This window comes from Phycicoccus sp. Root563, assembly GCF_001427915.1.
Taxonomy (GTDB): Bacteria; Actinomycetota; Actinomycetes; order Actinomycetales; family Dermatophilaceae; genus Pedococcus.
The window spans coordinates 3,498,895-3,513,334 of sequence record NZ_LMGM01000001.1; the positions used below are offsets into that span (position 1 = coordinate 3,498,895).

The 14,440-nt window shown below is 71.2% G+C and carries 12 protein-coding genes; 8 read left to right on the forward strand and 4 right to left on the reverse strand.

Translation table 11 applies throughout. The annotated features are described in order from the left end of the window. Positions 1–41 precede the first annotated feature (41 nt). From ASD62_RS20360 to ASD62_RS16580, 4 genes are all read left to right on the forward strand, one after another. Positions 42–1,823 (forward strand): hypothetical protein, encoded by a 1,782-nt coding sequence (locus ASD62_RS20360; protein ID WP_162254783.1) that lies wholly within the window; start codon positions 42–44, stop codon positions 1,821–1,823. A gap of 187 nt (positions 1,824–2,010) precedes the next feature. Then, complete coding sequence (locus ASD62_RS20365) at positions 2,011–2,520, forward strand: TadE/TadG family type IV pilus assembly protein (RefSeq protein ID WP_056916904.1); 510 nt, start codon at positions 2,011–2,013, stop codon at positions 2,518–2,520. Continuing rightward, a complete protein-coding gene (locus ASD62_RS16575) occupies positions 2,517–3,098 on the forward strand; it encodes a TadE/TadG family type IV pilus assembly protein (RefSeq protein ID WP_056916905.1) in 582 nt (193 codons plus the stop codon). The genes ASD62_RS20365 and ASD62_RS16575 overlap by 4 nt, the downstream gene beginning before the upstream one ends. After that, positions 3,095–4,690 (forward strand): pilus assembly protein TadG-related protein, encoded by a 1,596-nt coding sequence (locus ASD62_RS16580; RefSeq protein WP_056916906.1) that lies wholly within the window; start codon positions 3,095–3,097, stop codon positions 4,688–4,690. The genes ASD62_RS16575 and ASD62_RS16580 overlap by 4 nt, the downstream gene beginning before the upstream one ends. Positions 4,691–4,862: 172 nt before the next feature. On the opposite strand, the gene ASD62_RS16585 is transcribed toward ASD62_RS16580, so the two are convergent. From ASD62_RS16585 to ASD62_RS16600, 4 genes are all read right to left on the reverse strand, one after another. Next, entirely contained in the window at positions 4,863–6,158 is a 1,296-nt protein-coding gene (locus tag ASD62_RS16585) for a TadE/TadG family type IV pilus assembly protein (RefSeq protein ID WP_157581520.1), read from the reverse strand. Continuing rightward, on the reverse strand, positions 6,155–6,661 hold the full coding sequence (locus tag ASD62_RS16590) for a TadE/TadG family type IV pilus assembly protein (protein ID WP_157581521.1): 507 nt from the start codon (positions 6,659–6,661) through the stop codon (positions 6,155–6,157). The genes ASD62_RS16585 and ASD62_RS16590 overlap by 4 nt, the downstream gene beginning before the upstream one ends. Positions 6,662–6,825: 164 nt before the next feature. After that, positions 6,826–8,037, reverse strand: a complete 1,212-nt coding sequence (locus tag ASD62_RS16595; RefSeq protein ID WP_082580893.1) for a pilus assembly protein TadG-related protein — start codon at positions 8,035–8,037, stop codon at positions 6,826–6,828. After that, positions 8,019–8,468 carry a TadE/TadG family type IV pilus assembly protein gene (locus tag ASD62_RS16600; protein WP_056916910.1) on the reverse strand — a complete coding sequence of 150 codons (450 nt, stop codon included), beginning with the start codon at positions 8,466–8,468 and terminating at the stop codon, positions 8,019–8,021. Before ASD62_RS16600 ends, ASD62_RS16595 begins: the two co-directional genes overlap by 19 nt. Before the next feature lie 233 nt (positions 8,469–8,701). On the opposite strand from ASD62_RS16600, the gene mtrA reads away from it, so the two are divergent. The 4 genes from mtrA to ASD62_RS16620 all read left to right on the forward strand — a co-directional run bounded on the left by mtrA (position 8,702) and on the right by ASD62_RS16620 (position 14,440). Then, positions 8,702–9,379, forward strand: a complete 678-nt coding sequence (gene mtrA / locus ASD62_RS16605) for an MtrAB system response regulator MtrA (RefSeq protein WP_056916911.1) — start codon at positions 8,702–8,704, stop codon at positions 9,377–9,379. An 83-nt stretch (positions 9,380–9,462) separates the two neighbouring features. Then, positions 9,463–11,184, forward strand: a complete 1,722-nt coding sequence (mtrB, locus tag ASD62_RS16610) for an MtrAB system histidine kinase MtrB (RefSeq protein ID WP_235530735.1) — start codon at positions 9,463–9,465, stop codon at positions 11,182–11,184. Continuing rightward, positions 11,181–12,950: an LpqB family beta-propeller domain-containing protein gene (locus tag ASD62_RS16615; RefSeq protein WP_082580896.1), complete on the forward strand. Its 1,770-nt coding sequence runs from the start codon at positions 11,181–11,183 to the stop codon at positions 12,948–12,950. The genes mtrB and ASD62_RS16615 overlap by 4 nt, the downstream gene beginning before the upstream one ends. Before the next feature lie 236 nt (positions 12,951–13,186). Continuing rightward, positions 13,187–14,440 carry a hypothetical protein gene (locus tag ASD62_RS16620; protein ID WP_056916913.1) on the forward strand — a complete coding sequence of 418 codons (1,254 nt, stop codon included), beginning with the start codon at positions 13,187–13,189 and terminating at the stop codon, positions 14,438–14,440.

Here is a 14,440-nt window from a genome sequence, read left to right on the forward strand (position 1 = left end):
TCGGCCACCCCCGCCCCGCCCCGATGTCTAGGCTCGCTGCCATGACGGTGGGGGAGAGGTCGGTGCCGCTGCGCCACCTCGTCGGCGCCCTCGGGCTGGTGTCGGTCGCCGTCGCGGCGACCGGGTGGTCCATCGCCTGGCTCGTCACCGCGGTCCTGCTGGCCGGGCTCTGCCGCCGCCGTGGTGCCCGCGGGCTGCCGGCCGCCCTGCCCGGTGCCTTCGTCGTCGTCACCGTGAGCGCCCTCGTCGCCGGCCTCCTGGCGAGCGCATTCGGGGTGAACCTCCTCGGCTCCGTCGCCGCGAGCCGGGCCGTGCTCGCACTCTTGTCCCTCGCCCTGGGCGTGCTCGCGTGGCGTGCGGCCGGCGACGACCCGGTGCGGCTGGCGCTGCCGTCCCGTGCCTCCGTGCTGCGACGCGGCTGGCTGGCCCCGACGCTCGTCACTGTCGCGCTGGGGGCCGCCCCGGTGCTGGGCCCGGCGTCGCGGTACGGGTGGATCTTCGCCGGCGACCACCTGCGGCTGATGCTCATGGCCGCCGACGAGTGGGAGGCCGGCGGCCTGACCTACGCCACCAACCCGTACCCCCGCGCGATCGTCACGCTGCAGGTGCTCTGCTGGACCGCCAGCGGTGGACGCGTCGACCAGGCAGGGCTCGTCTCGCTGAGCCGCGTCATGGCCTGCGTGCTCTGGCTGGTCCTCGTCATGGTGGTGCTCGGTGCCTCGCTGGTCGCCCGCTCCGCGGCCCGCGCCCTCGACGCACCGCCCCGGGCGGCAGGGCTGGCGGGGTTCCTCGCCGGGTGGCTCGTCCTGCTGCCGATGTTCGCGGCGGACTACATGGCGCGGGGGTTCGAGAGCTCGCTGGTCGCGGTCGCGTGCCTCCTGGCGATCGCGGTCGAGGTGCTCAGGCCCTGGGACCGACGTTCCCTCGTTGTGGCTGCGTCCGCCCTGGCCGTCCTGTCCCACACCTGGCAGCTCGTCCTGCCCGGCGCCGGCGTCGGCTACCTCGTGCTGCTCTGGGGTGCGGTGCGAGGGGGTTCGGCGCGGCAGCGCTGGTCCGCCGGGGTCGTGACCGTGGCGGGGGCAATCATTGCGCTCCCCGGCGTCCTGGCCCTCCTCAAGCCCGTGGGCGGGGTGCCCGTCAGCCATGCCGCGTCCGGGGGAGACGTCCCGACGCCGGTGCTGGTGCCGCTGGCCGTGGTCGTCGCGGCGGTCGGCTACCTCGCGTGGTCGCGCCGTCGGCCGGCGCCGGTCGTGGTGGTCCTGCTCATGGGGGGCGTCACGGTGGGTCTCGCCTTCGTCCTGGCCCGCTCGGTGGGGGTCGCCATCTCCAGCTACTACCCGAACAAGATCCTGTGGGTCGGCGCGGACGTCCTGCTCGCGTTCGTGGGGATCGCGCTCGCCGTCCTGCTCGTGCGGCTCGACGGTGTGGGCGGCTGGCGCCGGGTCGGGCTGGTCCCGGTCGGGCTGGCCTCCGCGCTCGTGGTCGTGGTCGCCGGCCTGTCGATGCTCTCCGCGCCGCTCGGCTCCTGGTCCACGGTGGACGGCGACGAGGTGGTCCACGCCCTGCGCTCGCCGGGGGCCGGCCAGGCCGACGTCTTCCTCACGCAGGAGCCGGGTCCGTTCGAGCACACGGTCCAGATCATGATCCGGTTCTTCCACGCAGGATCCCGGTATGGCGACCTGCCGACCGGATCCGTGGCAGAACAGTGCGCGGTGCTCACCGTCTCGCGAACGCCGACCGTGCTCACGACCCTCGACCCGCAGGTCGCCAGGGACCGCTTCGCCTGCGTCCCTGCCGTCCGTGTGGTGCAGGTCACGCACTGAGCGAACCGTCCGAAATGTCCTCGTCCGAATGGTCGGGGCCGCTGGCCCGTTCGTTGCTCCAGCCCCGCGACTGTGTGCCGCCCACGCATCGTTGACCGGACGATGTGCGGACGTGCCAAGCAACGGGGGGATCCGGGTGGGACGGCGACACAGTCGACGCCATGAGGGGGAGCGGGGAGCAGTAGCCGTGGAGACGGCTCTGGTCTCCCTGCTGCTCATCACCATGCTCTACGGCATCGTGGAGACGTCCTTCGCCTACCGCGACGCCCTCGTCGTGTCGTCCGCCTCACGAGCCGGCGCCCGCACGGCGGCCGGGCTGCCCCGGGATGCGTCGTTCGCGACCAGTGCCGCGGCCCAGGTCACCAGCGCGCTCGGGTCGATGGACCTGTCACGCGTCAACACGGTCTGGGTCTTCAAGGCCAACCCCGCCACCGGGCTGCCCGACTCGGGCAGCTTCACCACCTGCACGACCTGCGTGAAGTTCGTCCCCTACGGGTCGAGCCTGGTGGTCAGCGGGACCCCGGGCTGGACGGCGGCCTCACAGAACGCGTGTGCGGGAACGGTGGACACCCTGGGGGTCTACGTCCAGTACCGCTACCCGAGCCGGCTGGGGATGTTCTTCAAGAACACGGTGATGACCGAGTCCACCGTGATGCGGCTCGAGCCGTACGACCGCGTCGGGGCGTGCAAGCCATGAGGTCCCTGCACGGTCGCACCCGAGATGCGCGTGGCGAACGCGGCGCCTCGATGGTCGAGGCCGCGGTCGTGACGCCCGTCGTCTTCGCCATGCTCTTCGGCATCATGGAGCTCGGGATGCTCTTCAAGGACTACCTCGGCACCCAGGCAGCGATCCGGGCCGGGGTCCGGATCGCCTCGGCGTCACCGCGGAACTCGACCTTCGCCCAGCTCGCGGCCAACGAGGTCCAGGCCAAGAGCTCGGTGGTCAACCCCACGGACTTCCAGGAGCTCTGGGTCTACAAGGCCAACGCCGCCAACGACTTCCCGAGCGGCCGTACCGACTTCGGCAACTGCACCGTCTGCGTGAAGTTCACGTGGGACACCGGCACCGGCACCTTCCGGCCGAGCAGCGACACCTGGGCGGCCTCGGCCCAGAACGCCTGCACGACCGCGGCCGGCGGTCCCCCCGACCGGATCGGGGTCTACGCCAAGGTGCGCCACGGCGCGTTCACCGGCGTCATCCCGACCACGACCATCGCAGAGGGAACCAGCATGAACCTCGAGCCCTTCCCCGCCCTGTCCGGGTGCAAGCCGTGACCCCCTGGGCGTGGGCGGTGCGCCGCCGTCGCGCGGCCGGCTCGGGCGAGCGAGGGTATGTCGCGATCATGGTCGGCCTGCTCCTCACCGTCCTGCTGAGCTTCTGCGCGTTCGCGGTCGACGTGGGCAACTGGTACTTCACCGGTCAGCGTGCGCAGCGTGCTGCCGACGCGGCCGCCCTCGGCGGCGTTCCGTACCTTCCCGGTGACACCGCGTCCGCCTACACGACGGCACGGGACCTCGCTGCCCGCAACGAGTTCGCGATCGGCACGGACACCACGGTGACCCCGAAGGTCGACGGACGACCGACCAGGCTCCGGGTCACCGTCTCGCGGACGGTCAAGAACCAGTTCGGGTGGATGCTCGGGCTGGACCAGACGACGATCACCCGGTCCTCGGTGGCCGACTATGCCGGGCCGGTCCCGATGGGCAGTCCCTGCAACGGCTACGGCGACGACCCGTACCCCGACGGGCACCGCAGCTCCAACTGCAACGGCACCGGCCAGTTCTGGGCCAACGTCGGCTCACCCCAGGCGCCCAAGTCGAACGGTGACGCCTACCAGAACAGCATGAGCAGCAACACCGACTTCGACGTCAACGGGTACTTCTACAGCGTCACCGTCACCAAGCCGGTGGCCTCGCTCACGATCGAGGCGTTCGACCCGGCCCTCATCGCCGTGGGCGACAAGTGCGACACGAACCTGTCGGGCGCGGACTCCCTCCCCGCCGCGCGGACCGTGGTCCCCGACCCTGCGACGCGCTACAAGGCCGGGGCGACGTCGGGCGTGTGCACCGGTGACGTTCGGTTCGGCGGCACCGGCGAGGTGGCGACCCAGTTCACGGTCCGCTCGCCCAGCGTCAACCAGTGGGACCCGCTCAGCTACCCGACCATCACGGGGTGCCAGACGACGTACGCGGGTTTCAACGGCAACCTCGGCAACGCCCTCGACAAGACGAGCGGGTCGTTCAACGCGACCGTCGCCGACAACTTCCGGCAGTGGAAGCAGCTGTGCAAGATCACCGGGGGAGTGACCCCGGGGACCTACCTCATCCAGGTCAAGACCAATGGTGTCGGCAACGACGCGGCCAGCGGCCACAACCGGTTCAGCCTGCGTGCCTACACCGAGAGCAGCAGTGGTGACGACGGGGTCGCGGTCGCCGGCTACGCCAAGATGGCGATGTACGGCAACACCCCGGCCGGCACCTCGAAGTTCTACCTCGCCAAGGTCCCGAGCGGCGCGCGCGGCCAGCTCTTCACCGTCCGCCTGTTCGACATCGGTGACGGTGCGACGCTCGGCAGCACGGTCAAGGTCCTACCGCCCTCCGAGGTCGGCTCGTCCTTCAGCGGCTGCACCGGTTCGGGAGTGCAGAACGGCGCCCTGACCGACTGCACGATCAACGTCAGCTCTGCCTACAACGGCCAGTGGCAGCAGGTGTCCGTGCCCATCCCGACGGACTACTCCTGCAACGACTCCTCAGCCGTCGGGTGCTGGCTGCGCCTCGAGTTCTACTACGGCGCCGGGTCCAGTCCCGCGGACACGACGTCGTGGACGGCCAACGTGGCCGGCGACCCGGTTCGCCTGGTCGAGTAGGCACAGGCGGTCCGGGCGACCCGCTGGATGCTCTGCCCGTCACCCTCAGGACTGGCATCCGGGCCCCGTGCACCGTGGGCTGTGGGAGACGAGCTCGCGCCTCACACATTTCAGGGCTGCAGCCACCGGTGACGGTGGCTGCAGCCCTGAAATGTGTGCGCCTTCTCCCGGCCTACCTCGTGAGTCGGGTGGAGACCGGCGTGGGGGGCTGGTTGAACACACCGTCGTAGGTGATGTTCAGGGTGGCGTTGTTCCCGGAGAAGGTGAGGTCCTTGACGACCAGCAGCGAGGTCAGGGTGGTCGTGTCCCCGTTGCCGCGGATGTCGAGCGTGGCACCGACCGTGTAGATGGTGCCCGTGATCCCGCCGACCGGGTTGCCGCGGAAGGACAACGTGCCCGAGTAGTTGCGGTCGGCGAGGATGGCGATCTTGGGTACGCCACTGTTCACGGTGGTCGTGGGAGCCGAAACACCCAGCGTGGCCTGACCGGTGAAGTCCGCGCCGGCGCCCTCCCCGGCAGCGCACTCGCGGGGCATGCCCGAGGCGTCCGCGCAGGTGAAGTAGAGCGTTGCGCCGGTCGCCACGAGGTCGGTCTGGCCTGAGTAGTGGGTGCCACCGGTGATGACGTACATCCCACCGCCGATGTTGCACGGGCTGGTGTTGGGGGCGAGGCTCGTGTAGATGCCGGGCCCGTCGCTGCAGATGTTGGTCTTCTTGGTCAGTCCGGCCATGCTGGGAGGCATGGGCAGGTCGGCCAGGGGATCGTCCATGGTGGGCTGCCCCTGCAGCGGCTGCGGGGTCCAGTCACCCTTGCTGGGGTAGAGCCACGTGCCCTCGATGCTCGTGGTCCCACCCGACGTGGTCACGTTGACCTCGCCGTTGGGACCAGACCCCGCGTTGCCGTTGAAGGCGACGTTGCCGGCGTTGATGACGACGTTGCCGTTCTGGATGTCGTGGTTGTTGTTGCCGAGGATGCACAGGCCGCAGTCGGCCTTGGTGCTCAGCTTGAGCACGGACTGTGCGGAGCGGTTCGCCCGCAGGCTGTTCACCCCCACGAGGCCGCCCAGGGCGGTCGGCACCGAGGTGTCGACCGTGACGTCGGCGACGAGGTAGTTGCCCTGGCAGGAGAGGTTCGCCGAGACCTGGGACGCCGGAACGCTCTCGCCGTACTGCGAGTTGCGGTTGATGAAGTTGACGGCGGTGGACTTGGCTGTGGTGGACGTCGGGTCCGTGGCGAGCACCGAGGCGCAGGTCGGGTACGTGCTCAGGTTGGCGAGCACCATCTGGCGCAGCTGGTTGGTGATGGCCAGGGCCCCGCTGTCTGCTCCGGACGCGAGCGCCTGTCGCTTGGCGAAGGTCATGCCGAAGTCGATCGTCAGGCCCGCCAGGATGGAGACGGGGATGGCCAGCAGGGCCACCATCATCGCGACGGCTCCACGCTCACCGGCGGAGCGGCGACGTCGGCTCACTTGTACTCGCACGCGAACACCCCTGTGGACTGGAGGTTGATGTTGTTGAACACGGGCAGCGGAACCGGGGGCCTGGACTGGAAGGCGACGAGCACCGTCAGGTTGCCGTAGGACGTGTTGGTGCAGGGATAGCTCGTCGTGGAGCCAGTGGCGCTCGAGGCGCCGCTCGGCAGCTGGCAGGTCACGCCGCCGGGTCCGGTCACGGTCACGTCGATGGTGTCGCTGTTCGTCGCGCCGACGCCGATGGTGCTCCCGGCGACCACCGTGCGAACCTGGCTGGCGACGTCGGAGCAGGGCATCGGGTTGCCGCCCAGCGGTCTGACGATCCCGGCGCGGGCGGCGTCCCGGGCGGAGCTGTTCAACGAGATCTGCTGCGAGAAGACGAAGCCGAAGGCGATGATCCCGTAGATGAACAGGAGCAGGACGGGGACGACGAGCGCGAACTCGACAGCAGAGGCGCCTGACTCCGACGTGCTGCGACGTCGAGTGGTCGGCCTGATCATCACTTGTGACTCCTGCAGTTCGCGTCGTGTATCGCCCAGGTGGCCCCCCAAGCACCTCAGTGTCCTTGGTGGCGGCCGCGGACCCCATCCTCCGAACGGTCAGTGGACTCCGGCGTAAGGCTGATGTGGCGCGGCTCGGACTGCGCGTCCTGGAGCCCGGCGTCCTACTGGATCAGGGAGACCGTGCGCTGCAGGTCGCAGGGAGCGCCGAGCGGGCAGGTGGAGGCTCCGCCCTTGGGTAGCGTGGGGATGTCGACGAGCCGCATCAGGATGTAGTTGTCCTGGGACCCGCCGGTGGCCGTCGTCAGGCCAGCCGGGTTGTGGGTCGCGCACTCCCCGGTCAGGATGCCGGTTCCGTCGGGGCTCTTCTGGTTGCCGAAGTGATAGCCGCAGACCTGCACACCGACCAGCGCCTGGACGGGGTAGATCGCGTTGTTGCCACCGGCGTTGACGACGGCGCCCGTGTCGCACGGTCCGGGAGGTGTCCCCCCACAGAAGACGGGGAAGATGACGCGGCGCTGCTCGGCCACCAGGACGTTCCACGACGTGAGGACCACACCGCTGATCTGCCCCGTGTTGGCGCTGAGGCACGACGTCGAGCGGACGGCGCACGAGGAGATGAGGTAGGAACGCAGGTCGGACGGCGTCCTCGCTGGCGTTGTCAGCTGGCCGGAGACCGGGACGACGTCGGCGGTGCAGCCGTCCAGCGTGGCGGTCGCCATGTAGGCGTTGCTGTTGGACGCGACCTCGGGGCAGTCGACGGACCACCAGTTCCCCGGGTTGGCCACCCCCGGGCACTGGGTGTTGCCCGAGCTCGGCAGGTCCATCTGCAGGACCGTCCCGAACGCTGCCTCGGACAGCTGGGCGCCGCACACCGCATACGGTCGGATCTTGCCGCTGCCCAGGGTCGAGAGGCGGGCCGTGGCCGTCCGGGTGGTGGTGTAGTCCCCGGAGCGACCGAAGGCGCCTCCGAAGAAGCTCGGGGTCGAGCCTTGCGACGCATACGTCACCTGCAGCGAACCGTCGGCCGTGCAGGAGGCCGTGTAGGCCGCGCGGGTGCTCGACGTGCGGTTCTGCTCACGGATCAGGTCGGCGGTGGCGCCGGCGGCGGTCTGACCGGCGCCGAGGATCGTCGCGCAGGTCCCTGCCGTTCCCCGCAGGACGTTCGCTGCAGCCAGGGCCGCTGCGTCGGCGGACGTCTGCAGCCGTCGGGTGTCCGCGAAGGACATGCCCAGGTCGACGCTGAAGGCGCCGAGCCCCAGGAACGCCAGCATGAGCAGGCCGGCCACGACGGCGATCGCTCCCCGCTCACCCTCGGCTCGCCCGAGGGCTGGTCGCCGGAGGTGGCCCGGACGGCTCACGAGGTGAACTCGCATCGGAACACTCCGGTCGACTCGAGGTTGAACGTCGGTTGCACGAACGGCAGGTTGAGCTGGCTGGTGTACTGCAGTCGCACGTACACGTTGTCGCCCGGGGTGCTGCCGTCGCAGGCCTTGGTCGTGGCACCGGTGCACGTTCCCGTCGACCACGACGAAGGCGTCGTCGTGGCGCGCTTGATCGTGACGACGACGTCGTTGGGGTTGAGCCAGATCGTCGTGGAGTCGGACTTCGCCTGGCCGGTGAGGTCCGTCCCGGCGTTGCCGGCAGCCTGTCCGGTGCCGCAGGCCGGACTCGACGGAACCACGGACTGGCGGGCTGCCTGCCGGGCTGCGTTGCCGAGTGACAGCTGTTGGGCGAACACGATCCCGAAGGTCATGATGCCGCTGACCAGCAGGACGAAGACCGGCATGATGAGCGCGAACTCCATGGCTGCCGCTCCTGATTCGCGACGTCGCACGGGTGTGGTGGGGGGAGATGCGCGCATGACTGCTCCTGCTGGCTCGCGCCGGGGACCGGCCCTGCCCAGTGTGTGGGCGACGAGGAGAAGTCGGATCCCGCAAAGGGATGAGCACGTTGTGCGCGGTCCTGAGACCGCGGGGTGGCCCGTGTGTGATGATTCGGGAGGGAATCTTTACTCGATGTAGGGAGAGGGTTGACGCAGTGAAGGGTCGCGTGCTCATCGTCGATGACGATCTTGCGCTGGCGGAGATGCTCGGCATCGTCCTGCGCAACGAGGGGCTCGACGTGTCGCACGTCGCCGACGGCGGCAACGCCGTGGCGGCCTTCCGCGACAGCAAGCCCGACCTCGTCCTCCTCGACGTCATGCTGCCCGGCCTCGACGGCATGGAGGTCTGCCGCCGCATCCGTGCCGAGTCGGGCGTCCCCATCGTCATGCTGACCGCGCGCACCGACACCGTCGACGTCGTGGTGGGCCTGGAGTCCGGCGCCGACGACTACGTCGTGAAGCCCTTCAAGCCCCAGGAGCTCATCGCCCGCGTCCGGGCGCGGCTGCGCCGTGGTGACGAGCCGGAGCCCGAGAGCCTGGAGATCGGCGACCTCGTCATCGACGTCGCGGGTCACTCGGTCAAGCGGGCCAGCGAGCCGCTGTCGCTGACCCCGCTGGAGTTCGACCTGCTCGTCGCCCTGGCCCGCAAGCCGTGGCAGGTGTTCACCCGTGAGGTCCTGCTCGAGCAGGTCTGGGGCTATCGCCACGCGGGTGACACCCGCCTGGTCAACGTCCACGTGCAGCGGCTGCGCTCCAAGATCGAGCACGACCCCGAGCACCCCGAGATCGTCGTCACCGTCCGCGGCGTCGGCTACAAGGCCGGTCCGAGCTGACGATGTCGGACTCGGCCGGACCCGGCCCCGACCGGACGCCGCCGGAGCGGCCCACGGCCCACGGGGCGCAAGGTCCGCGTGCCTTGCGCACCTTCGCAGTGCGCGCCCGCCGGGGGATCGGTACGGCGCTCAGCTGGCTCGTCCACGCCTGGCGCCGTTCGCTGCAGTTCCGCGTGGTCAGCACGACCATGCTGCTCGGCCTGCTCGTCGTCCTCGGCCTCGGCTCCTACCTCTACTCCTCGATCTCCGACGGCCTGGAGCAGGACCGGATGAAGACGGCCCAGCTCGAGACGTCGCGGCTGACCAAGGTGGTGCAGGACAACTTCGACGGCAGCGGCCGCGCCAGCTCGGGTGACATCAACCTCCAGTCGCAGGACATCATCAAGGCCGCCGCCGCACCGGGGGGCGACAACGAGCGCTACCTCGTCTTCGCGCGCAGCCTCGGGAACACCTCCGACACCACGGTCCAGACCGTCCTCAGCGGACGGATCGGCCTGTCGAGCATCCCGCGTGACCTGCGCGAGGCCATCCGGCTGGACCCGACCCACCAGCAGGTGACGCTGGTCGGCATCGACGACCCGCAGACCGGCCAGGCCGTCCCGGCGGTCCTCGTCGGGTCCCAGGTCCAGGTGCCCGTCGCCGGCAAGTACGACCTGTACGTCATCTTCCCCATGCAGCGCGAGCAGGCCACCCTCGACCTGATCACCCGCACCTTCGCGATCGGCGGGTTCGCGCTCGTGGCCCTCGTCGGCGCCATCGCGTGGGTCGTGACACGGCAGGTCGTCAACCCGGTGCGCCGGGCGGCCATGGTCGCCGAACGGCTCTCCTCGGGCCGGCTCAACGAGCGGATGCGCGCCCGGGGCGAGGACGACCTGGCGCGGCTTGCCGCCTCCTTCAACGAGATGGCCGACAGCCTCCAGACGCAGATTCGCCAGCTCGAGGGGTTGTCCCGCGTCCAGCAGCGGTTCGTGTCCGACGTCTCGCACGAGCTGCGCACGCCGCTGACCACGATCCGCATGGCCGGAGACCTGATCCACGACTCGCGCCGCGACTTCGACCCGACGGTCGCCCGGTCGGCGGAGCTGCTGCACAACGAGCTCGACAGGTTCGAGGAGCTGCTCGCCGACCTGCTCGAGATCAGCAGGTTCGACGCGGGCGCCGCGGCCCTCGACGTCGACCTGGTCGACCTGCGCGACACCGTCGCCCGGGCCGTGCAGTCCGCCCTGCCCCTCGCCGAGCGGTGGGGGAGCACGATCACCGTCACCGCGGAGGGGTCCTGCCAGGCCGAGGTCGACCCGCGGCGGGTGGAGCGGATCCTGCGCAACCTCGTCGTCAACGCCGTCGAGCACGGTGAGGGCCGCCCGGTCGAGATCGCGATCGGTGGCAACGACAGCGCCGTCGCCGTGGCCGTGCGTGACCACGGGGTCGGGCTGCGCCCGGGTGAGGCCGCCCTGGTCTTCAACCGCTTCTGGCGCGCCGACCCCGCCCGCGCCCGCACCACCGGCGGCACCGGCCTGGGACTGGCCATCTCCCTCGAGGACGCCCGGCTGCACGACGGGTGGCTGCAGGCCTGGGGTGAGCCGGGCGGGGGCTCATGCTTCCGCCTCACCCTGCCGCGGACGTACGGCGAGTCGATCACCGAGGCGCCCCTGTCGCTGCGGCCGGACGACGTCCCCACGTCACGCCGTCGCACCGCCCGCGAGGCCAGCGACGCCCAGGCGCAGACGCCCTCGACGACCGGGCCGGGCGCGAGCACGGCGGTGACCCTGCGCCATACGCCGACGGCACCGGGGGCACCACGGTGAGGCGCCGCGCGGCCGTCGCGCTGGCAGCGGTGGCGGTGACCTTGCTGTCGGCCTGCGGGGGAGGCCTGTCGACGAAGTCCGCGGTCCAGCCCGGCCTCGAGGTGGGGTCGGTGCAGGAGAACGAGATCCGGGTCGAGGCCAACCCCATCCGCCCCGGAGCCTCGCCCGAGGAGGTCGTCGAGGGGTTCATCCGGGCCGCGGCGGCGAGCGATGACCAGTACCAGGTGGCGCGGTCGTACCTCACGCCCGATGCAGCCGGGAGCTGGCGCCCCGACACCTCGGTCGTGGTGTTCGGCAACGAGTCGGTCCTCGACACCAAGGCGTCCGGCGCGGGCCAGGTCGTGGCCAAGGCGACCGCAACAGCACGGGTCGACGGCACGGGTCGCTACGAGGAGCTGCCGACCACGAGCACGGTGGAGGCGGACTTCCGCGTCGTCCAGCGGTCGGGGGAGTGGCGGATCTCGTCGCTGCCCCAGAACTTCGGCACCTGGCTGAGCAACTCCGACTTCCTGCGCCTCTACGACCCCTTCCGCATCTACTTCCTGTCGGCCAGCCAGCGGCGCCTCGTCCCCGACGTCCGGTGGCTCCCGCTCGGCACGGGCCTGGCCACGCGGCTCGCGAGGTCGCTGCTCGCCGGGGCCCCGGACTACCTGCGTGGGGCGGTGCGCAGCGACGTCCCACCCGGCACCCGCCTGGCGGTCGACGCGGTGACCATCGACTCGGGCACCGCCACGATCGACCTGACCGCGACCCGCTTGGCGGCCGACCCCGCTCAGCGACAGAACCTCGGCGCCCAGTTCCTCGCGACGGTGAGCCAGGCGCCCGGCGTCGACCGGGTCGCCCTCCAGCTGGAGGGGGCCGACCTGCGGGTCCCCGGGTTCGACGGAGCGCTCGACTCGCTCGCGGCCCTCGGGCTGGGCACGCCGGCAGACCCCGAGATCAAGCCCCTGCTGCGGATCGGCACCACGCTGGTACCGGTCAGCCCCGACCAGGTCGGTGACCCGGTGGCGCGGCCGAGCCCCCCGCCGACCGCCGCCCTGCCCGCGCTCCAGCCCGGGTGGGCCTACCCCGCGGTGTCGCGCTCCGGCGGTGAGGTCGCGGCCGTCGGCGGCGACCGGGCCCAGCTGGCCCGGTGGCGCGGGAAGACCCAGGTCCAGCTGCTGACGTTCGGGTCGAACCTCACCCGGCCGACGTACGACAACCAGGACATGCTCTGGCTCGCCGGGCGGGACGACGACGAGGCCAGGGTCTGGGTCATCGACACCACGACGGACCCGGCGGACGCCGCGAAGGCCGCACCGCACGTGGTCACCGCCTCCTGGCTCGCGCAGCGTCGGGTCGTCAGCCTACGGCTGTCACCGGACGGCCAGCGGGTCGCGGTGGTGAGCACCGACGCGTCCGGCAAGGTTCCGCGCCTCGACGTCGCCGGAGTCGTCCGCGGCGCCGACCACGTGCCGACCTCGCTGGCGATCCCCTTGACCCTGGCCCCCACCCTGACCCTGATGCGGGACCTCGTCTGGGTCGACGACGCCACCGTCGTCGTCCTCGGGCGCAGGAACCCCGGGCAGGTGCTGCGCCCGTGGACCGTGCCGCTCGGCGGCCAGATCACGGCCGGCCCCGAGATCTCCGGCGCGCAGACCATCACGACCATCAACGGCGAGCGCGGCCTGGTCGTCACCACCGACGCCCGCCAGGTGCTGCTGCGGGCCGGCAGCCGGTGGCAGCGGGTCGGCGAGGGCACCGACCTGCTGGTCGCCGCTCGCTGAGGGGGACCACGCCGAGGGGGACCCTCCTTGAGGAGGACCCTTGCCGACCGTCGAGCCCTCGCTGAGCCCGGGTGACCCCGCGCTGCTGCGGGGTCACCCGAACGGACCGAATTCCCGGGGCGCCGTGCCCGCCCCGTGCGTGCGGGCGTCCTGCCCGGTTCGCCCGGCCTTGTCTGCTGCGCCGCGGGGGTGGCAGCGTGACGCGCGCCTGTGCAGCGACCCACCGGAGAGGTGACATGACCACGGCCAGCACCGCGACCCCGGCGGCTCGTCTCGAGCCGGCGGCGCCCGTCGTGCGCTCCCGGTGGCGGCCCACCCGTGCCACCTGGGTGCCGGTGCTTGTCTTCCTCGTCTCCAGGATCGTCGACGGCATCGTCCTGGCCGTCGCCGGGCACCGCCAGATCGCCCTCCCCGACCCGGCGCTGCAGCGGCTCGCGGCCGTCGACCACGCCACCCCGGCGGACCCGGGCTACCTCGAGCTCGTCTCGAACTGGGACGGCCAGTGGTACCAGTTCCTCGCCACGCAGGGGTACCACCTGCCGGCGCCCGGGGCGACGAACACCGCGGACGTCCTGTGGTCGTGGGCGTTCCCGCCAGGGTTCCCGATGACCGTGCGCGTGCTCCTCGAGACCACCGGCGTGCCCTTCCCGGTCGCCGTCACCCTCGTCAACCTCGTCGCCGGAGCCGTGGGCATGACGTTGCTGTACCGCCTCGTGGACCGCACCGCCGGGGCGTTCGCTGCGACGAGCCTCGTCGCGCTCACCTGCTTCGCCCCGACCGCACTGCTCTTCCAGGTGGCCTACAGCGAGTCGCTCGCCCTGGCGCTCCTGTGCGCAGTGCTGCTGCTCGTCCACCGCCGCCGCTACTGGTGGGCCCTGGTCGCCGTCGTCGCCCTCGCCCTGACGCGGGTCATCACCGCGCCGCTCGCCGTGGTGGTGGCGGCCCATGCCTGGTCACGCTTCCGCGGACCCGCCGACTCCCGTCCGTCCCGACGGGAGTGGTCCGGTATGGCGGCCCTCGGCCTCGCGAGCGTGGCCGGCGCGTTCCTCTGGGCCTTCGTCGTGGGGCTGGCCGTCGGAGAGCAGACGGGAGCCACCACACGGCCGGGGATGCTGTCCAAGCTCGGCTGGTTCTCCCGACTCGGCGCGGAGTTCGGGATCGGTGGCCCCGTGGTGCTGGCGGGGATCATCCTCGTGCTCGTGCTCGTGAGCCGCACCCCGCGGATCGCCGGTCTGGGGGTCGAGCTGTCGACGTGGCTGTGGTGCTACCCGCTCTACATCTTCGGGGTGACCGAGATCCACACCGGCATCCTGCGCTACCTGCTCCTGTGCCTGCCCCTGCCGATGCTCTTCGTCCTGCGGCCGCTGACCGGCCGGGTCCGGCCGCACCACGTCGCGAGCCTGGCGGTGGTCTGCCTCGTCAGCCTCGGCCTCCAGGTCTGGTGGATCAGCCAGTCCTTCGTGGTGACGCGCGACTTCATCATGCCCTGA

What these genes read in the sequence shown, in the direction of transcription:
- ASD62_RS16600 (WP_056916910.1), bottom strand. Translation starts at nt 8,468, where the DNA reads ATGGAGTTCGCGCTCATCATGCCGGTCTTCGTCCTGCTGGTCAGCGGC.
- ASD62_RS20360 (WP_162254783.1), top strand. Translation starts at nt 42, where the DNA reads ATGACGGTGGGGGAGAGGTCGGTGCCGCTGCGCCACCTCGTCGGCGCC.
- ASD62_RS16590 (WP_157581521.1), bottom strand. Translation starts at nt 6,661, where the DNA reads ATGATCAGGCCGACCACTCGACGTCGCAGCACGTCGGAGTCAGGCGCC.
- ASD62_RS16575 (WP_056916905.1), top strand. Translation starts at nt 2,517, where the DNA reads ATGAGGTCCCTGCACGGTCGCACCCGAGATGCGCGTGGCGAACGCGGC.
- ASD62_RS16595 (WP_082580893.1), bottom strand. Translation starts at nt 8,037, where the DNA reads ATGCGAGTTCACCTCGTGAGCCGTCCGGGCCACCTCCGGCGACCAGCC.
- ASD62_RS16620 (WP_056916913.1), top strand. Translation starts at nt 13,187, where the DNA reads ATGACCACGGCCAGCACCGCGACCCCGGCGGCTCGTCTCGAGCCGGCG.